Genomic DNA, 19729 nt, shown 5'->3' with positions numbered 1-19729 from the left:
AAATGCTGCATATAACTTTATGCAGCATTTTTTTGTATTTCAATTGAAAGATAGAGTGCTTAATTTTTAAGAAACTTTATCGATTCAGAATTATTTATTTTCAAGATATAAATTCCTTTTTTAAATTTAGAAACATCTATAGAATCTAAAGCTTTTTTACCTTTAATTTGCTGAATTTCTTTCCCATTTACATCGTAAATCCCAATAGATGTAATGTTGTTTTTTAGCGATTTAATTAGAATTTTATGGCTACTTGGATTGGGTATTATAGTAAACAAACCATTCTCCGAAAATTGATAATCATTTGTATTTAACGTATTTTTGCTTATAAAAGCATCCATTGCAATTGAAGGGCTTCCATCTGCGTCCCAAGCTCCTTTGGAGTAAGATTTCCAATTTTTATGTACAATTGGTTCCCAATAAAAAACACCTAAACCTTCTGCTTGCTTTGTTTTTTCTATCATATATGTTAAAAACTGATAAGAAACATCGGGTTTGTTAGAAGAAAAACCAACTTCCACCATCATAACCTCTTTATTATAACGCGTTTTTAAATCTACCATATTATTGAAGGTATCATCAACCTTAGAAATCCAATTATTTTCATCAGGATATAAAGACATTCCTATAATATCGAATCTATTTGTTACGAGTCCGTTATTTAAAAGTCCGTTAATATTCCATCTAAAAAGTGCATTGTCATTTCCATTTGACAAATGTAGAATCGTTTTAATAGCGCTATTAAAAGTCTTTACAGCATTTGAACCCGCATTTAAAAACTTCGCATAATTATTAAAATTTCCTGTAGAAGCTTTTCCAGTTGACCAAAGTAATCCGTCGTTTGTTTCGTTACCAATTTGAATCCATTTTGGGGTAATTCTTTCTGCATTTAAAGCATTTAAAATCGCTGTTGTATGGTTTGCAACAGCTGTTTCTAATTGAGAAACCGAAAAATTAGACCAAGAAGCAGGTTTGTTTTGCTTGCCAGGATCTGCCCACCAATCGCTGTAATGAATAGTAACCATAATATCCATATTTTGTGCTTTTGCTAATTTTGCTTTGGCTACAAAATCGTCTATGTCACACCAACCATTAGCACCAGAAATATCTGGATTTACCCAAACTCTTAAACGAACTGCATTTAATTGATACTCTTTTAATAAAGGCAATAATTCTTTTGTGGTTCCTGAATTATCTCTCCAAGTATAACCATCAGATTCCATTTCTGTCATCCAACTTATATCTGCGCCTTTTGCAATTTTATTGGTGCCAAAAACAGTGTTGCTTGTGTCTTGTAATTCTAATTTTGGTGTATTCCAATAACCTGTAGAGGCGTTTTCTGTCCAAGTTCCACTGGCATACATTGCAGCTTTTACTTGATAATAATGCCCAGTTGGTAATTCCGAAGAAAGTTTTTGATTACTTCCAATAAAAAAATCTACAGAATTTTGAAGATTTGTTCCGGCAGTTTGGTTGTTTAAAGTCACCTCTTTTACTGTACTTACATAGGTGTTATTCGCGTCTAAAATTTCTAAGCCAATATAAATATGGTTTCCTGTAGAACCAGCTTCACTAGAATATTTGTAGTTTACTTTTAAATTCCCTCCTATTAATGGATTCACTTCTAAAGGATTGTTGTTAAAAGTAGTAATTTCTATAGACTGAGAAAAAGCTATAAAAGGAAGCAGTAAAATAATGGCAAATATTAATTTTATAATTTTCATGCTATTTTATTTTTGATGAAGATGCTAAGTTAGCATCTATCGTTTTTGCTTTTATTTCTATGTTTTGGGTATTTTTATTTGTTTTCAATAAAATAGTAGCAATTCCTGCTTCAATATTTACTGGGTTTTCGCCAATCAATTGAGCATTTCCAGTTAATTCGAATTTAATTTTATCAACAACATCAGTAATTAATGTTTCATTTTCATCCATAATATTTGCATAAACAAAAATTAAATCATTATTATTTTCGTCAATTTCACGACCACTTAAATCGAATTCAATTTTAATTTTTGATGCTTTTTCTGGACTATTCACAGTGTAGTTTGCTACAATTTTATCATTTAAAAAACCTTTTGCTTCCAATTTTCCTGCCACATATTTTGGTAATTCAAATGTAAAAGGTGGATGGTTTAAGTTATTAGAAACAGTATTAATAGTAGGTTTTTTTCTTCCTAAACTTTCTCCATTTAAAAACAACTCAACTTCTTCGCAATTACTAAAAATTCGGATATTTAAAGAACTGTTTTTTCGCCAATTATTTGCAATATAAACCATTGGTTTTCCAAAAGGATCCTTGGCATCTCGCTGACTTTGATAAAAATAATAAGCAGGTTTTGGAATTCTAAAAACATCCATAATTCCAGAAGCTTCTAAATCGTCTGCATACCCTCTATTATAATCGTACATTACCCAATAACCATCTGCAAAAGCGGGTGTATTTAAATTATCGTTATGTGCTTCTTGAATATTGGTTGCTTGTTGCAAAAGTGCTCTTTCGCCAGCAGAACGCAATTGCCTACTTGAACGTTCTTGTTGCAATAATCCACTCCAATCATCTTGATTCAACCCTGCATTCATGGCATAATATTCCCAATCTCCATATTCAGAAACGTTGTATGGTTTTTTTAAATCGGCATCGTAATGTTTTAAGCGATGTTGACGCGCTTGTAGATAAATATCATAACCATAAGATTGCCAACCAGCAGTAAAACATTGGTCTGTAGGATATTCTTCTTTCGCAATTTTTGTTAATTTATCGATAAAAGGTTCTGGCATCCAAGATTCGTTTAAAGAAACTTCCCATGCAATTACAGATGCGTGATTTCTATCTCTTCGAATTAAATCTCTTGCAGTTTTAAAAACATGGTTTTGAAAATCTTTGTCTTCGCTAAAATACTGCCAACCTAAAATAGCGTCAATAGTAACCAAACCTAAGGCATCACAAGCATTCATAAAAGAAGTGCTTTGTGGGTAATGAGATAAGCGAACGTAATCGAAACCAGCATCTTTTATTTTTTTTGCATCTCGATAATTTGCATTGTCTGAAAGTGCATACCCAACATAAGGATATTCTTGATGACGATTTATGCCTCTTAAAAAAGTTTTTTCTCCATTCAAATAAAAATCCTGACCCACAAATTTCATCGTTTTAATTCCGATTCGCGTTATTTCTGAATCAATAATTTGTCCATTTTGAATGATTTCTGTTTTTAAATCATATAAATTAGGTGATTTTGGCGACCATAATTTAGGTTGTTGTACATTTAAATTAGTAGCTATTTGTTGATTGCTCTTCGAATCTAAATCATAATTTTTGGTATTTACAGAAATCACCTCTTTTCCATTATCAATTAGCGTATTTCTAATTAACAAGGAAGCAGTTTTACCAGTTTCATTTTTAATATGCGTTTTTATGTTGATGACAGCTTTCTCATTAGAAACTTCAGGGAAAGTCACAAAAATTCCTCCATTTGCGATCTTGTTTTCTAAAATAGGCTCAGTAATATAAAGCTTGTTTTTAGCAACTAACCAAACATTTCTATAAATACCACCATATGTGTTAAAATCTAAAGTTTTTAAGGGTTTTGGTCCTGTTATAGGATTGTCTTTATTATTTAATTTCACATGAATTGTATTTTCCTTATCAAAAATAGCATCGTCTGTAAAATCGACAGTAAAAGGTAAATATCCACCTTGATGTTTTATGAGTTTCTTGTTATTAATCCAAACTTCGGCAATATTCATAGCGCCTTCGAAATTCAAGAATAATTTTTTATTTTTCATTTCATCAGAAAGTAAAAATGTTTTAGCATACCAAGAAATTCCTTGCCATTGATTATTTACAATTTTAGGCTCTATTTTGGGTGTATGAGGCAATGTAATAGAATCCCAATCGCTAAAATTTACAGTTTGTAAATAATTATTATCGTCTAAATTTTCTGAATTTGTAAAAAACCAATTTTCGTTAAAATTCGTTTTTTCTAAAACTGTAATTTCTTTGTCATTACAACTATTCAATAAAATTATGCTGATAAATAAAAATATATATTTGAATTTTTTCATTTTAAAGATTTTTTATTAAAATTTAGTTGATAAATTAATTGGTAACCCAAGACATTCCTTTAGGAGCTTTTTTTAATACTGTATTATTGTTAAACTCAACTTTTAAATTATGTTTTTTCTTAAGGTTTACATGGACTTTATGAATAATATCTTCACTTGGTTGTATAACTAATTTTCCATTCTTTTTAGTGATAGAACAATTAAAAGTTAAAAACTCTCCATTTTCTTTCTCTGCAACATACGCTTTTCCTAAGGCAACTTCTTCTAAACATTTAAAATGCTCGTGAATGTCGTTATCGTTTGCATTTGCATAAAACCAGTTACTAACCATTGGTACATATTCTTCGCCCATAATGTATTCTTTATTTACATTATTTTTTACATGGTAATGAACTCCAGGGAAATTAAGAGGATTTGCGCCTTCAATATTTTTTGTAATTTGAGTTACTTTTAAATAGGGGTTTACCATAAACGCCCAATTTAATTTTCCGTTTTTTAAATCTACCATTTGCATGGCAGCATCCAAACCATTAAAAGTTCTTTCTAAATATTTTATATCCCCATTTAAAAGATATATATAATAATTTGCATAAGTAGTCCAAGAAGACCAGCCATGAGGAGAATTAAAGAAATTATTCCCCATTAAAACATCATACTGAGCTTCCCAAAAACGCAACGAAGAAGATCTCATTCTAGCATCAGGAATTGCTAATTGTTCCAAACAACTATGTTCTTCAAGCATTTCTACAGCAGCATTTTGGTATTGTTTTCTTTTAGAAGCGTCTTTTTGCAACAAAGCAAAATTAGCCAATTGTAAAGCAGAACAAGAAATCATACCATCTTCAAAAGTTTGTTCGCCTTCTGTTTTAATATCAGTTTTATTCAATTTTAACTCGTCAATTGCTAGAGTAACAGACGCGTAAATTTTGTTGTATATTTTATTATAATTGATATCTTTTTTTAATGGTTCAATCGCTTCTAATAATTCCATTAAACTTTTTGCGATATAAATAACACTTGTATAATGTTTATTATGAGCTCTATACGCACCATCTGGAGTTTGAGAAGCAATTAAGAAATCGCCCAACTGAATGGCTCTTTTTAAATCTTCTTCATTTTTATAAAGTTGATACCTATCTACCAAAATACCAATCATAGAACTGGTATTTTGAATTCTATAACCATACTCTAAAGGAACATTTTTTATAGAATCGAAAATTTTAGGGTATATTTTATCAAACTGTTTATTAGCAAGTTTCAAGTTTTCGTTATCTGGAAAATATTTTCCGCCAGAAAAACTTGTATAAAAACCATACCAGCTCTCACAGTGCGATTTTGATGCTTTTTGAGGATAATCAATAACAGCTTTCATTGCTTTTTTCATATACCAACTATATGGTTTTCTTACATAAAAACTTGCCTCCGATACTTTTCCATTTGTTGAAGTTGCTTTTATCAAATACAAACCTTCTTCATTCGGATTTTTAAAATCAAAAAAATATTCATTATTTTTTGTTGATTTTAGAGTCGGAGTAAAATAATCTCCATTTGAATTGTATATTTTTACAGTTGTTTTTTGCTGTGATAAAATTGAGAATTTTACTTTTTCATCTTTTTCAAAAGAAGTAACCTCTAAATTAATCATTGGAGCTTTTGTGAGATTTTCTATTTTTTTAGAAAGCACTTCCAACGATTTTACTTCGTCTAAATAAATTCGAAATGTTTTAGTTTCTCCAGGTTTTAATTGCCATAAATTTTGCGGATGTCTATTTGGCAAAGGCAATGCATTTATTAAGTCTAAATTTACTGATGTTACTCTATGTCCTTCAAAAACATAAGGAGGTGAACCCCAGCTTTTCGAATAGTTATGACTCCAAGAAGCGATTGCATCTGGGCTTGCAATTGCTAAAATTTTACCTTTTGGAGACATAAAATAACCCCAAAAATGAGTGTATTCCGCTCGTAAAAGCGTAGGAAATAACCTCTTTTCCCAATTAGGATATTCGTCCATATAAGTATCAATTCCCAATCGTAAACCTAATGTTGTTGGTTGAAAAGGAGTTTGATTATTGTTTGTTACAGAAGCGATTATTAATAATTTTCCTTCCTCATTTTTATATGCTAAGGACATTTTAATTCCGTCGTAATTTGTAATAAACTCCCCTTTACTAAAATAAGTATTGTCTAAATCTAGCGTTTTATTATTTGCTTTTAAATACCAACGTGGACCAGAAAATTCATTTTTATTAAATTGAATTAAGGTATTTGCCTTCTTATATAATAGAGATTCTATTTGCCCTTTTTTAGTTAAAGATAATTTCCAAGAATTGTTGTCGATAATTGATTGCGAGTAAGAATTGAAACTAATTATAGCTATAAAAAATAATTGAAAGAGTCTTTTTTTTGATAAAAACATTGTGTTTTTTTTATGTTGATCGATTTTATGTAAAGCTACTTAAGATTTTTAAATTTATGAAAGGTTGTTTTGGTCTTTTGTGTGTAAAATTTTAATCAATAATAAATTTATAAGATTTACTTGATAGAAAACTATTTTTTTAAAAATTTCCCACAAAAAAACCAGTAACAAAGTTACTGGTTTTAGTCGGGGTGGCAGGATTCGAACCTGCGACCTCCTCGTCCCAAACGAGGCGCGATGACCGGGCTACGCTACACCCCGAAAATAGTCATCAATTTAAGGACTGCAAATATAGAATAATATTTATATATTGTAATAGTTTTTTGAAATTTAATTCCCAATAGAAATGAAATATTCTTATCTCTTATTAATCAGTTTTTTAATGTTGTTTTCTTCTTGTTATTCACAAAAATCAAAAGAAAAAAACTACGAAGTTATAGTTGCAGATCTCGATATTCCATGGGGATTTACTTTCTTGCCAGACAATTCAATATTAATTACTGAAAAAGAAGGACAATTAATTCATTTTAAAGATGGAAAAAAGATAGAAATTAAAGGAATGCCAGAAGTTACGTTGCGTGGTCAAGGAGGTTTGTTAGATATAGAATTGCACCCAAATTTTAAAGAAAATAATCGAGTTTATTTTACATATGCTTCCTCTGAAGGTGAAGGTAAAGGAGCAAATACTGCTTTAATGAGTGCTGAATTAAAAAATAACAAACTCATCAACAAACAAGTTTTATACAAAGCAACACCAAATAGTAGAAAAGGACAACATTTTGGCTCTCGAATTGTTTTTGATGCACAAAATCGTGTGTATTTTAGTGTTGGAGATAGAGGAAATAGAGATGAGAATCCGCAAGATATTACCAGAGATGGTGGTAAAATTTATAGATTAAATGACGATGGAACAATTCCTGAAGACAATCCTTTTGTAAATGAAGAGAATGCTAAAAAAGCAATTTTTAGTTACGGACATAGGAATCCTCAAGGAATGGAAATAAATCCGTTTACGAACGAAATTTGGTCTCATGAACATGGTCCAAAAGGTGGTGATGAAATAAATATTATTAAAAAAGGAAAAAATTATGGTTGGCCAGTAATTAGTTATGGAGTTAATTATTCAGGATCAAAATTTACAGAAATCACTAAAAAAGAAGGCATGGAACAACCTTTACATTATTGGACACCATCGATTGCACCAAGTGGAATGGCTTTTGTAAATTCTGATAAATATCCGAATTGGAAAGGTAATTTATTAGTTGGCTCACTAAAGTTTCAATATATTACTGTTTGTACTTTAAAAGATGGAAAAGTAATGAAAGAAGAGAAAATTTTAGAAGGTTTAGGAAGAGTTCGTTCGATAGAACAAGGAATTTATGGTTTTTTGTATGCTGGAATTGAAGGTGTTGGAATTGTAAGAATTAATCCATAATTAACATGAAAAAAATAGGAATTGTAATTTTATTTAGTTTTTTGATATTTTCATTTCAAACTAAAAAAGATGAATATATTGTTGTAAATCAGGATTCAAAATTTGTAGAAAGCATTAAAAGAGGGAAAGATGTTTATGAAGATATGTGTGTTTCTTGCCATTCAGGAAATGGAGAAGGAAAACGAAAAGCATATCCGCCATTGGCGAAATCTGACTATTTAATGAAAAATAGAGAAGAAAGCATAAGAGCAATAAAATTTGGTCTAAAAGGCAAGATTATTGTAAATGGAGTTCAATATAAAAGAAGCATGGCAAGATTGGGTTTAGACAATGATGAGGTTGCAGATGTTATGAATTATATTACCAATTCTTGGGGAAATAAAAACGATAAAATGATTACTGAAAAAGAAGTCGAAAATATTTCTAAAGAGTAATTTACTTCATTATAAACAATCTATAAATTTTTGTTATTAACTAATTATAATTATTCATAGGGAAAAGTGGCATAAATAAATCTAAAAATATAGATTTGTAATCAAATTTTTCAATACTAATTATGTCAGAAAATATAGAAAAAATAAAATGCTTAATTATTGGATCAGGACCTGCAGGTTACACAGCCGCTATTTATGCAGCAAGAGCAGATATGAAACCAGTAATGTATACAGGAATGCAAATGGGAGGTCAATTAACAACGACTACAGAAGTTGATAATTTTCCAGGTTATGCTGAAGGTACAGATGGAACTGCAATGATGGAAGATCTAAAAAAACAAGCAGAACGTTTTGGAACAGAAGTTCGTTTTGGATTGGTTACAAAAGTAGATTTAAGCGAAGAAGTTGGTGGAATTCACAAAATTATTGTGGACGAAAACAAACATATTGAGGCAGAAACTGTAATTATTTCTACAGGAGCAACTGCAAAATATTTAGGATTAGAAAGTGAACAACGTTTAATTGGTGGAGGTGTTTCTGCATGTGCAACTTGCGACGGATTTTTCTATAAAGGACAAGATGTAGTAGTGGTTGGAGCAGGAGATACTGCTGCAGAAGAAGCAACTTATTTAGCAAATATTTGTAGTAAAGTAACCATTTTGGTTCGTAAAGATTATATGAAAGCATCTAAAGCGATGCAGCATAGAGTAAATAAAACTAAAAATATTGAAGTATTATATAATACTGAAATAGACGAAGTTTTAGGAACAAATGTAGTGGAAGGTGTTAGAGCAATTAATAATCAGACAAAAGAAACTTTTGAAATTCCTGTAACAGGAGTTTTTATTGCAATTGGACATACACCAAATTCCGACTTATTTAAAGGAGTTTTAGATATGGACGAAACAGGTTATTTAATTACGAAAGGAAAAACGACAAAAACGAATTTACCAGGAGTTTTTGCAGCTGGAGATATCCAAGATAAAGAATACAGACAAGCAGTTACTGCAGCAGGTACAGGTTGTATGGCTGCTTTAGATGCAGAGCGTTATTTAGGAGCTTTGGAATAGATTTTTTAAACTTTAAAGCAATAAAAAAAGAGATTACTTTTAAAGTAATCTCTTTTTTTATTTGAGTAATTTCTATTCTATAGAAATTTATAATTAAGCGTTTACAGAAGCTTTCATAGATTTTCTGTAAGTAAAAGAATTAAAAATATTTCTTTTACCGAAGTTATTCATAGATTTTGCGTTTACAAATTTTCCGAATAAAATTTTACTTACACCAAAGTATTCGTAAGAATTTCCATCTGTAAAAGTAACTTCTAACAACATACTTTTATGATGCCAATCTGCTACTTGAAACTCTGTAATTGTCTTTTTGTAAGCATCTAAATTTGCTTCTTTTGTTTCAGGAGCAATACTTACTAAAAAGTGGTAACCATCAATAATTTCTGTACTTTTAATTTCTGCTTCCTCTTTTTTGTCTTCTTCTAAAAATTTATCAGGATGCCATTCTTTGACTAAACCTCTGTAGGTTTTTTTAAGATCTTTTAAATCGATAGCTCCTTCTACGTTAAAAAGTTTTTTGTATTGTTTTATGCGCTTCATTTCGTTGTTTTCAAATTGCGTGCAAAAGTACTGATAAAAAAGAGATTAGCTATTTATTTTTTAGATAGTTTTATAAAAACGTACGAAAAGAAGAAAAAGAAAATAATATCGTTAATTCCGTAAATAGAATAGAAGATTCCAGCCATTATATCTTCGTCGAAAATTGGAAAAACATCATTATTTAATCTCCAAAGAATCCAAATAATCGCATAAATTAGTTTTTCAACAGCAAAAACTGCCACCAACCATTTTACTTTTGAATAATCTTTTGCAACAGAAATATAAGCAAAACCCCAAACAACAATCATTAATAAACCAAAATTAGACATTACTACATTGTCGTATTTCGGAATAAATTCGTTTGTAAAAAATCTTGATAGGATTAAAACTGCAATAATATTCGATAATCCTGATAAAATAAAACCTTTTGTAATGGTGTTTTTCATAGTTGAAATTTTTAAATATTGATTTTATTCTAAAAATGAATCATAATTTTCAATAGCTTTAATAATCAACTTAACAGCATCTACATAAAAACCTTGGTTGATGTTTTCAAAAGTATCAGTTGCTTTATGATAATCTTTATGGTCTTCTACACCAAAATAAATAAACGGAATTTTCTCTTTATGGAAAATTCTGTGGTCAGAAGAAAATGTCCAATCGTCTTTTGTTTTATCTTCAGGGTTGTCATGTCCGAATAACAAAGTTATTGGAGATTCTATATTTTGAAGCGGTTCTTTTAACTGCGGATAATGATGCAAACCAGAAGCATATAATTGCAAAGAATCGTTATGTGCAATCATATCCATATTAATATTTAAAACAATATTTTGTTTGTCAGTATAGTTTTTTAAGAAATAATCTGCGCCCAAAGAACCAATTTCTTCAGCATCTACAGCTGCAAAAATTAAGGTATGTTTTGGTTTGTTTGTTTTGAAATAAGAAGCAATTGCAAACAAAGCAGCTGTTCCAGAAGCATCGTCATCTGCGCCATTGTAAATTTCTCCATTTTTACTTCCTAAATGATCTAAATGCCCAGTAATTACTATTGTTTTGTCAATTTTTCCAGGAATTTTTCCAATTACATTTCCACCAATAACTGTTGTGTCAGGAATGTTTTCTACATCTTTTTCAATTCCAGCTATTGGAAACATTCTCAATCTTCTTTTACCTGAAAATGTATAAGGAAACTCTTGAATGTAAGAATTGTCAAACATTTTTTCTAAACCAATTTCTTCGAATCTTTTAGCTATAAATTTTTGAGCTTTGTAATTTCCAACTTTAGAGAAACCTCTTCCTTCCAAAGAATCGTGAGATAAGATTTTAATGCTTTCTAAAAGCATTTCTTTATCAAATTGATTGTTTTTAGGTGAATTACAGCCAATAAATATGGTTGTAAATAAAGTTAGTAACAAGAATTTAGTTTTCATAATTATTTTATTTTGAACGAAGATAAATGTTTTATATAATCTATTTTAGAAAATTATAAACCTAATTCTTTTCTTTCTTGGGTATCTGCAACTCCATTTTTACTCCAATAAGCGGATTGTATTGTCTTTATCTTTTCAGCTTTGGTGGTTAATGTTTTTCCTCTTCTGGTTGAAGTTTCTTTCCAATTTTCAATAATAAATGGAAATTCTTTAGTTGCTTTTATTGTTAAGGTTCTTTCTAATTCAGGATAATTAATTGAATACACAATAAAACCTTCTTTTTCATCTAAAGAAGTTTCGGCTTTATAGGCTTTTATTTTCTGATGATTCAAAGCTAAAAACTCAAAAGAGGGAATTATATCAAATTTTCCAATGGGTAAATTCTTCGGATTTATTCGTAAAACATTCCACAATTCATTTTCTAAAATATTTTTTTCCAGAGTCAATTTTCTATCAGCATTACTTTCGAAATACGAGTGAAAATCAATTTTAAATTGTTCTCTGTTATTCAATTGAACAAAAGTATTTCCACACCATTCTTGCACAGAAAAAGAAATTTTAATCGCATTTTCGTTTGTGTTGATAGGAGAGAAGGTGCTTGTCATTAAAGAATAAGGATAAATTCCTGTTACATATTTTTTAGTGCTATTCAGTTTTAGAATTGGTATGTTTTTATCATTTCTACTATCTGCTTTCACTTGTTTTTCAGGCAGAAAATCTTCCGTAACAAAAATGTTTACAGCTTTGCCTTCATGGATTTCTCCATATCTATTTTGTGATAATTTGTAAGAAGTTATTTCTGCTTTTCCTTGGTACCAATAATCGTTAAATTTTGAATGTTTTTGAGCAACTTCAACAGATTTTGTAGTCGTTTTTTTAGGTTCCATATTATTACAGAAAACGAATAATATTGTGGTTGCAAAAATTGGAAGTGCTATTTTTAGTGAAAGTTTCATTATATAAAGTTTAAAGTACTAATTTACAACAATAAAGAAAGGATTAAAAGATAGATTTTTATTAATTTTCATTTGAAAACCTACTTAAAAGAAAAGACTTTCATTATTTACAATGAAAGCCTTTCATAAATATTTTATAATCTAATTATTCTTCTTTTTTCTCTTCTTTATTTTCTTTAGAATTATTTGCTTTTTCTTTTAATTCTTCAAAATTGTGTGCGTTTTTAATTTCAATTTGAGTTGGGAAAGGTAAATCTATTCCTGCTTCATCCATCGCATTTTGTGTATTTAAAATCACTTTAGAATACGCTTTTACAACATCTGGTCTGTCACTATTTGTCCACCATCGAACTCTAATTGTCAACCAACTATCTGCTTGATCCCAAGGCAACACATCTACTGGTTTTTCACTACTTACACCTTCTGTGTTTTCAATAGTTTCTTTTAAAATTTGCATTGCTTTTTCTCTGTCTTGGTCATAACCTAAACCAATATCATATTGCGAACGAATTAAATCGTTAGCAGTAATTACTTTAACAGAATTTGTATAGATTTCACTATTAGGAACTACAATTCTTTTTCCATTATATTGTCTAATTATAGTGGCTCTTGTTTCAATTCTTTCAACAGTTCCTTCAAAACCATTTACAACAATTTGGTCGCCAATTTCAAAAGGTCTTCTCATCAAAATTAATATACCAGCCAACCAGTTTTGTAAAATGTCTTTAAATGCAAAACCAATGGCTACAGAACTTACACCTAAACCAGCAATTAAATCTGCAGGACTTAAATTAGGAGACATAATTGTTAATGATAACATTACACCTACTATTAATAAAACCCATTTGGTAAAACTTCCTAAAATTTCTCCAAAATTGTCTCTCCCTCTCTTTTTTAGAAGTTTTTTCACAGTTCTTCCAAAGAAACGAGCGATATAAATAAAAGCAATAAAGACTAAAATTGCGACTAATATATTTGGGATGTTTTTTATAAAACCATCCAACCAAGTGTCTAATTTTTCTATAATACTTTGTGTGTTAACATCTAATTCTCCTTTTTGATCTTTAGGTGTTTCTTGTATAAATAATGATAACATAAGTTCGTTTTTTGATATTGTAAAATTAAGGACACAAATAAAAATAATTTAACTGAAATCAATTTAACATGAACTCAAAACAAAAAAAGACCATCGATTAAGATGGTCTTTTCTAAACAAACAACTAATTCTTAAAATTTTGATTATTTAAGAAAATTTTCAATATTTATAAAGTTGTCAGCCTGAGTGAAAAGAAAAAATATTTTCTAAACACTCATTTTGACATCAAGAGCTTTTTAGAAGCAGTATTTATTTTCTGCTTTTACTTTTTCTGCAATTTCGTTTCGTAAATCTACAATATCTGGATAGTTCGCATATTTTGTAAAACGCTTTAATCCCATTAACATCATACGTTGTTCATCACCTTCAGCAAAAGAAATGATACTTTCTTTTCCTTTTTCTTCGATTTTGTCTACAGCATGATATAAATATAATTTAGACATTGCTATTTGAACAGATTGCTTGTCTTCACCAAAACGTTTCACGTTTTTCTCAGTTCTTAAAATTGCAGATTCTGCCATGTATATTTCAATTAATATATCTGCAGCAGCAATTAATAATTGTTGGTGTTCTTCAATTTCTTGACCATATTTTTGTAATGCTGCACCAGCAACCATTAAGAAAGTTTTCTTTAACTTTTCTATCATGTGCTTTTCTTCAGCAAATAATTCAGAATAATCTGGAGTATCAAAAGAAGGAATTCCCATTAAGCTATTTGCAACCTCTGTTGCAGGCCCTAATAAATCTACATGACCTTTCATGGCTTTTTTAATTAACATTCCTACCGAAAGCATTCTGTTAATTTCGTTGGTTCCTTCGTAAATACGAGCAATCCTTGCATCTCTCCAAGCAGATTCCATAGGAGTTTCTTCCGAGAATCCCATTCCACCAAAAATTTGAATTCCTTCATCTGCACAATTCTGAATATCTTCTGAAACCGCAACTTTAAGAATAGAACATTCAATAGCATACTCCTCAACACCTTTTAATTCTGCTTCTTGATGCGAATTTCCAGCTTCCACTCTTAATGCAATTCTATCTTCAATATCTTTTGCAGCTCTGTAAGTTGCAGATTCACCAACATAAGCGTCAGTTGCCATTTCTGCTAACTTTACTTTAATGGCACCAAAATCTGCAATTGGAGTTTTAAATTGTTTTCTTTCAGTAGCATATTTTACTGCATGTGTAATAACTCTTCTTTGAGAATCTAAACAAGCACCTGCCAATTTAATACGACCAACATTTAAAGCATTCATTGCAATTTTAAACCCTTCTCCACGTCCAGCTAACATATTTTCTGCGGGAACAACAGTGTCGTTAAAAAATACTTGTCTGGTTGATGATGCTCTAATTCCTAATTTATGCTCTTCTTCACCTAGGGTAATTCCATTTGCATTGTCTTTATCATATTCTACGATAAAACCTGTAATATTTTTATCATTTTCTATTCTTGCGAAAACAATCATTAAACGACAAAAACCTGCGTTCGAAATCCACATTTTTTGTCCATTAATTTTATAAGATTTTCCATCTGCAGATACTTCTGCAGTTGTTTTTCCTGAATTCGCATCAGAGCCTGCTCCAGGTTCCGTTAAACAATAAGCACCAAACCACTCTCCTGTAGCTAATTTTGGTACATATTTTTGTTTTTGTTCTTCAGTTCCATATAAAGTAATAGGCATAGTCCCAATTCCTGTATGTGCACCAAAAGCGGTACTAAAAGAACCTGTTCCACTTGAAATATAATCACAAGTTAAAAGTGTAGAAACGAATCCCATTCCTAATCCGCCATATTCTTCAGGAACAGCAACACCTAAGAAACCTAATTCTCCTGCTTTACGCATTACTTCTTCAGTTAAAGCGTAGTCTTTTGCTTCAAATCTATTTTTATGAGGAATAATTTCACGATCATTAAATTCCATCACTGCTTCTTTCATCATTTGTTGTTCTTCTGAAAAATCTTCAGGAGTAAAAACGTCTTCGCAATTTGTTTCTTTTACAAGAAATTGACCACCTCTTAATAATTCTGCCATTTTTTGTTTGTTTAATTTTGTTATTAACTTAAGAATTCAAAAACACCTGCAGCACCTTGTCCAGTTCCTACACACATTGTTACCATTCCGTATTTGTTTTTCATATCACGTTTGCGCATTTCATCGAATAATTGCACAGATAATTTTGCTCCTGTACAACCTAATGGATGTCCTAATGCTATGGCTCCACCATTTACATTTACGATATCTTGATTCAAGTTTAACTCACGCATTACTGCTAAAGATTGAGAAGCAAAAGCTTCATTCAATTCAATTAACTCGATATCACTTTGTTGCAATCCTGCTTGTTTTAAAACTTTAGGAATCGCTGCAACTGGTCCAATTCCCATAATTCTTGGCTCTACACCAGCAGCTGCATAGTTTACAACTCTTGCAATTGGTTCGATATTTAATTCTTTTACCATTTCTTCACTCATTACCATTACAAAAGCAGCACCATCACTCATTTGAGAGGAGTTTCCTGCAGTAACACTTCCTCCAGCTGCAAAAACTGGACGTAATTTGTTTAAAATAGCTGTTGAAGTTCCAGCTCTTGGTCCTTCATCTTTATTTACTGTATATTTTCTTGTCGCTTTTTTTCCATTTGCATCTAAATACGTTTCTTCAACTTCAATAGGAACAATTTGGTCTTGAAAACGATTTTCTGCTTGTGCTCTTAAAGCTTTCATGTGAGAATTGAATGCAAATTCATCTTGGTCTTCTCTAGAAACTTTAAATTGATTGGCAACTGCTTCTGCAGTATTTCCCATTCCCCAATAATAATCTGCATGACCATCTTTAATAGTGTCGTAATTTAACTCTGGTTTAAAACCAGTCATTGGAACAGAACTCATGCTTTCTGCACCACCTGCAATAATACAATCTGCCATTCCTGCACTAATTTTTGCAGCAGCCATTGCAATAGTTTCTAATCCTGAAGAACAGAAACGATTTACAGTAACTCCTGGAACATCCACAGAATTTAAACCAATTAAAGAAATAAAACGTGCCATGTTTAATCCTTGCGAACCTTCTGGCATTGCGTTCCCTACGATTACATCATCTATACGTTTTACGTCTAAATTTGGTAATTCTTTCATCATATGTTGAATGGTTTCTGCACCCAACTCGTCTGCACGTTTAAAACGAAAAACCCCTTTTGGCGCTTTCGCAACTGCAGTTCTGTATGCTTTTACTATATATGCTGTTTTCATTTTTTTAGTTTCTTAAAGGTTTACCTGTTTTTAACATCGCTTGAATTCTTTCCAACGTTTTACGTTCTGTACAAAGAGATAAAAATGCTTCTCTTTCTAAATCCAATAAATATTGTTCTGTAACTAAAGTTGGTTCAGATAAATCTCCACCAGCCATTACATAAGCTAATTTATTTGCGATTTTTTGGTCGTGTTCAGAAATGTATTTAGAATGTTCCATAGAATCTGTTCCTACTAAGAACATACCTAACGCTTGTTTTCCTAAAACTTTTACATCTTTACGAGTTGCAGGTTGTGTGTAACCACTTTCTGCCATTAATTTCGCGTGGGCTTTTGCAGTTGCAATTTGTCTGTCTTTATTAACAACAACAACGTCTTTTCCTTTTTGAAGTAATCCTAAATCAAATGCTTCATAAGCAGAAGTAGATACTTTTGCCATTCCAATAGTTAAAAAGTTTTCTTGTAAAATATTTAATTCTACATCTCCTTTACTAAAAGAATCTGATGCTCTTAAAGCCATTTCCTTAGAACCACCACCTCCAGGAATTACACCAACTCCAAATTCGACTAATCCCATATATGTTTCTGCAGCAGCAACTACTTTATCTGCATGTAAAGATATTTCACAACCACCACCTAAAGCCATTCCATGAGGAGCAGAAATAGTTGGAATTGAAGAATAACGCATACGCATCATTGTATCTTGGAAATATTTAATGGCATAATTTAATTCATCATATTCTTGCTCTACAGCCATCATAAAAATCATACCAATATTTGCACCAACTGAAAAATTAGCAGCCTGATTACCAACGACAAGTCCTTGGTAATCTTTTTCAGCTAAATCAATAGCCTTATTTATGCCTGCTAAAACATCACCCCCAATTGTGTTCATTTTAGATTGGAATTCTACATTTAAAATTCCATCTCCTATATCTTCGATTACAACACCAGAATTTTTAAAAACTTCGTTAGATTTTCTAATATTGTCTAAGATGATAAATCCATCTTGACCAGGTTTTTTCGTTTGTGTTTTCGAAGCTAAATCATAAAAATGAGTTGCTCCTTCTTTAACTGTATAAAAAGATTTTATATTATTTGCAGTCATTTCAGTTACCCAATCAGCAACTTTATAACCTTCTGCTTTCATTAATTCGATTCCTTTTTCTACGCCAACTGCATCCCAAATTTCGAAAGGTCCATTTTCCCAACCGAAACCAGCTTTCATTGCATCATCTATCTTGTATAATTCATCAGAAATTTCTGGTATTCTATTTTGTACGTATGCAAACATTGCAGAAAAATTCTTTCTGTAGAATTCACCAGCTTTGTCTTTTCCACCAACTAAGATTTTAAATCTGTCTATTGGTTTATCAATCGTTTTCGTTAATTCTAAAGTTGCAAATTTTGCTCTTTTAGAAGAACGATATTCTAAAGTATCTAAATCTAAAGTTAAGATTTCTTTTTTTCCTTCAGCATTTACTGTTTTTTTATAAAAACCTTGTCCTGTTTTGCTTCCTAACCATTTATTTTCCATCATTGTATTGATGAAACCTGGTAACTTGAATAATTCGTGAGCTTCATCATCTGGACAATTCTCATATATACCATTAGCAACATGTACCAAAGTGTCTAAACCAACAACATCAACCGTTCTAAAAGTTGCAGATTTTGGGCGTCCAATAACGGGTCCAGTCAATTTATCTACTTCTTCTACAGTTAAACCCAATTCTTTTACTTGGTGAAATAAAGATTGTATTCCGAAAATACCAACTCTATTTCCAATAAATGCAGGTGTATCTTTTGCTAAAACCGAAGTTTTTCCTAAGAATTTTTCACCATACATCATTAAGAAATCTGTAACTTCTTGTTTACAATCTGGTCCTGGTACTACTTCGAAAAGCTTTAAATATCTTGGAGGGTTAAAAAAGTGAGTTACCGCAAAATGCTTTTGAAAATCTTCACTTCTTCCTTCATTCATAAATTTAATAGGAATTCCAGAAGTATTCGAAGAAATTATAGTTCCTGGAGTTCTGTGTTTTTCCAGTTTTTCGAAAACTATTTTTTTGATGTCTAGTCTTTCAACCACGACTTCCATAATCCAATCTACATCTTTTACTTTTGCAATATCATCTTCTAAATTACCAGTAGTAATTCTGTTTGCAAATTTTTGATTATAGATAGGAGACGGTTTCGACTTTAAAGAAGCAGTTAACGCATCATTTACTAAACGATTTCGTACAACTTTGTCTTCTAATGTTAAACCTTTTGCTTTTTCTTTGTCAGTTAATTCTCTTGGAACGATATCCAATAATAGAACTTCTACGCCAATATTGGCAAAATGACATGCAATTCCACTTCCCATAATTCCGGAACCGATAATCGCTACTTTTTTAATTCTTCTGGTCATTTGTTTATTGTTTTTATACTGCTTTGTTGCTTGTTTCCTTGTAAATTTCTTTATCAGAAATTAATTTATTTATTTTTGAAGTCACATTAAAAAAACCTTCTAAATCTTTCTGAGATACATTTTGTATTACAGTTTCATTAAATTGAATAACATGTCCTTTAGAAACGGCTCTCATTTCTTTTCCATATTCAGTTAGTTTTATAATTACACTTCTACCATCATCAGGATTTTTTTCTCTACAAATAGCTCCTTTATCTTCCATGTTTTTTAAAATTCGTGAAAGGCTTGTAGGTTCCATTCCCATTAAAGGCCCTAATGCTGTGGATGGAGTTCCGTTAATTTTATCAATATTTAATAATACAAAAGCTGTAGCCATTGTACTATTATGAGTTAACGCTTGTTCGTTATACATTTTGGCAACTGCTTGCCAAGTTGCTCTTAATTGATGATCTATCGATTTATATTTCTCCATTGGCTCAAAGATATAAAAATTTATTATGCACGCATAGTAAATTTTAAAAAAGTTATGCACGCATAGTAAATTTAACAAAAAATTAATGCTGAAGCTTTCGAATATTAATAATACAAATACCTACAAAATATGTAAGTTTGTATTAGAGAAAATTA

The 19729-nt window shown here is 30.7% G+C and carries 15 protein-coding genes and 1 tRNA gene; 3 read left to right on the top strand and 13 right to left on the bottom strand.

Going from position 1 to position 19729, the window contains the following annotated elements; genetic code table 11:
- Positions 1–59: 59 nt before the first annotated feature.
- The 4 genes from H9I45_RS05800 to H9I45_RS05785 form a co-directional block, all read right to left on the bottom strand.
- Positions 60–1724 carry a glycosyl hydrolase 53 family protein gene (locus H9I45_RS05800; protein WP_088353136.1) on the bottom strand — a complete coding sequence of 555 codons (1665 nt, stop codon included), beginning with the start codon at positions 1722–1724 and terminating at the stop codon, positions 60–62.
- Position 1725: 1 nt separating this feature from the next.
- A complete protein-coding gene (locus H9I45_RS05795) occupies positions 1726–4068 on the bottom strand; it encodes a glycoside hydrolase family 2 TIM barrel-domain containing protein (protein WP_088353135.1) in 2343 nt (780 codons plus the stop codon).
- Positions 4069–4102: 34 nt separating this feature from the next.
- Positions 4103–6484: a hypothetical protein gene (locus tag H9I45_RS05790; RefSeq protein WP_088353134.1), complete on the bottom strand. Its 2382-nt coding sequence runs from the start codon at positions 6482–6484 to the stop codon at positions 4103–4105.
- Positions 6485–6670: 186 nt separating this feature from the next.
- Positions 6671–6745, bottom strand: a tRNA-Pro gene (locus H9I45_RS05785).
- 85 nt (positions 6746–6830) lie between these two features.
- Here H9I45_RS05785 and H9I45_RS05780 point away from each other — a divergent pair.
- The 3 genes from H9I45_RS05780 to trxB all read left to right on the top strand — a co-directional run bounded on the left by H9I45_RS05780 (position 6831) and on the right by trxB (position 9423).
- Complete coding sequence (locus H9I45_RS05780; RefSeq protein WP_088353133.1) at positions 6831–7919, top strand: PQQ-dependent sugar dehydrogenase; 1089 nt, start codon at positions 6831–6833, stop codon at positions 7917–7919.
- 5 nt (positions 7920–7924) lie between these two features.
- Positions 7925–8353: a c-type cytochrome gene (locus tag H9I45_RS05775; RefSeq protein ID WP_088353132.1), complete on the top strand. Its 429-nt coding sequence runs from the start codon at positions 7925–7927 to the stop codon at positions 8351–8353.
- 122 nt (positions 8354–8475) lie between these two features.
- Positions 8476–9423: a thioredoxin-disulfide reductase gene (gene trxB / locus H9I45_RS05770; RefSeq protein ID WP_088353131.1), complete on the top strand. Its 948-nt coding sequence runs from the start codon at positions 8476–8478 to the stop codon at positions 9421–9423.
- A gap of 93 nt (positions 9424–9516) precedes the next feature.
- Here the strand turns inward: trxB and H9I45_RS05765 are convergent, their stop codons facing one another.
- The 9 genes from H9I45_RS05765 to H9I45_RS05725 all read right to left on the bottom strand — a co-directional run bounded on the left by H9I45_RS05765 (position 9517) and on the right by H9I45_RS05725 (position 19574).
- Positions 9517–9963 (bottom strand): KTSC domain-containing protein, encoded by a 447-nt coding sequence (locus H9I45_RS05765; protein WP_088353130.1) that lies wholly within the window; start codon positions 9961–9963, stop codon positions 9517–9519.
- Between the two features lie 53 nt (positions 9964–10016).
- Complete coding sequence (locus H9I45_RS05760; protein ID WP_088353129.1) at positions 10017–10409, bottom strand: hypothetical protein; 393 nt, start codon at positions 10407–10409, stop codon at positions 10017–10019.
- A gap of 24 nt (positions 10410–10433) precedes the next feature.
- Positions 10434–11393, bottom strand: coding sequence for a M20/M25/M40 family metallo-hydrolase (locus tag H9I45_RS05755; protein ID WP_088353128.1), 960 nt, complete (start codon positions 11391–11393; stop codon positions 10434–10436).
- A 53-nt stretch (positions 11394–11446) separates the two neighbouring features.
- Positions 11447–12349 (bottom strand): septum formation inhibitor Maf, encoded by a 903-nt coding sequence (locus H9I45_RS05750; protein WP_088353127.1) that lies wholly within the window; start codon positions 12347–12349, stop codon positions 11447–11449.
- Between the two features lie 145 nt (positions 12350–12494).
- A complete protein-coding gene (locus H9I45_RS05745) occupies positions 12495–13445 on the bottom strand; it encodes a mechanosensitive ion channel family protein (RefSeq protein WP_088353126.1) in 951 nt (316 codons plus the stop codon).
- A 236-nt stretch (positions 13446–13681) separates the two neighbouring features.
- Positions 13682–15478, bottom strand: a complete 1797-nt coding sequence (locus H9I45_RS05740) for an acyl-CoA dehydrogenase FadE (RefSeq protein ID WP_088353125.1) — start codon at positions 15476–15478, stop codon at positions 13682–13684.
- Between the two features lie 23 nt (positions 15479–15501).
- On the bottom strand, positions 15502–16692 hold the full coding sequence (locus tag H9I45_RS05735) for an acetyl-CoA C-acyltransferase (RefSeq protein ID WP_088353124.1): 1191 nt from the start codon (positions 16690–16692) through the stop codon (positions 15502–15504).
- Positions 16693–16696: 4 nt separating this feature from the next.
- Positions 16697–19102, bottom strand: a complete 2406-nt coding sequence (locus tag H9I45_RS05730) for a 3-hydroxyacyl-CoA dehydrogenase/enoyl-CoA hydratase family protein (RefSeq protein ID WP_088353123.1) — start codon at positions 19100–19102, stop codon at positions 16697–16699.
- Positions 19103–19115: 13 nt separating this feature from the next.
- Positions 19116–19574 carry a MarR family winged helix-turn-helix transcriptional regulator gene (locus H9I45_RS05725; protein ID WP_088353122.1) on the bottom strand — a complete coding sequence of 153 codons (459 nt, stop codon included), beginning with the start codon at positions 19572–19574 and terminating at the stop codon, positions 19116–19118.
- Positions 19575–19729: the final 155 nt, after the last annotated feature.

Source organism: Polaribacter haliotis, from assembly GCF_014784055.1.
GTDB classification, from domain to species: domain Bacteria; phylum Bacteroidota; class Bacteroidia; order Flavobacteriales; family Flavobacteriaceae; genus Polaribacter; species Polaribacter haliotis.
This window is presented reverse-complemented; position numbering and strand designations above follow the sequence as displayed.

Bases quoted from the DNA above. Each gene is read 5' to 3' on its own strand.
- H9I45_RS05780 (WP_088353133.1), top strand. From the start codon at position 6,831: ATGAAATATTCTTATCTCTTATTAATCAGTTTTTTAATGTTGTTTTCT.
- H9I45_RS05790 (WP_088353134.1), bottom strand. From the start codon at position 6,484: ATGTTTTTATCAAAAAAAAGACTCTTTCAATTATTTTTTATAGCTATA.
- H9I45_RS05795 (WP_088353135.1), bottom strand. From the start codon at position 4,068: ATGAAAAAATTCAAATATATATTTTTATTTATCAGCATAATTTTATTG.
- H9I45_RS05745 (WP_088353126.1), bottom strand. From the start codon at position 13,445: ATGTTATCATTATTTATACAAGAAACACCTAAAGATCAAAAAGGAGAA.
- H9I45_RS05740 (WP_088353125.1), bottom strand. From the start codon at position 15,478: ATGGCAGAATTATTAAGAGGTGGTCAATTTCTTGTAAAAGAAACAAAT.
- H9I45_RS05730 (WP_088353123.1), bottom strand. From the start codon at position 19,102: ATGACCAGAAGAATTAAAAAAGTAGCGATTATCGGTTCCGGAATTATG.
- H9I45_RS05760 (WP_088353129.1), bottom strand. From the start codon at position 10,409: ATGAAAAACACCATTACAAAAGGTTTTATTTTATCAGGATTATCGAAT.
- H9I45_RS05765 (WP_088353130.1), bottom strand. From the start codon at position 9,963: ATGAAGCGCATAAAACAATACAAAAAACTTTTTAACGTAGAAGGAGCT.
- H9I45_RS05775 (WP_088353132.1), top strand. From the start codon at position 7,925: ATGAAAAAAATAGGAATTGTAATTTTATTTAGTTTTTTGATATTTTCA.
- H9I45_RS05750 (WP_088353127.1), bottom strand. From the start codon at position 12,349: ATGAAACTTTCACTAAAAATAGCACTTCCAATTTTTGCAACCACAATA.
- H9I45_RS05725 (WP_088353122.1), bottom strand. From the start codon at position 19,574: ATGGAGAAATATAAATCGATAGATCATCAATTAAGAGCAACTTGGCAA.
- H9I45_RS05800 (WP_088353136.1), bottom strand. From the start codon at position 1,724: ATGAAAATTATAAAATTAATATTTGCCATTATTTTACTGCTTCCTTTT.
- H9I45_RS05735 (WP_088353124.1), bottom strand. From the start codon at position 16,692: ATGAAAACAGCATATATAGTAAAAGCATACAGAACTGCAGTTGCGAAA.
- H9I45_RS05755 (WP_088353128.1), bottom strand. From the start codon at position 11,393: ATGAAAACTAAATTCTTGTTACTAACTTTATTTACAACCATATTTATT.
- trxB (WP_088353131.1), top strand. From the start codon at position 8,476: ATGTCAGAAAATATAGAAAAAATAAAATGCTTAATTATTGGATCAGGA.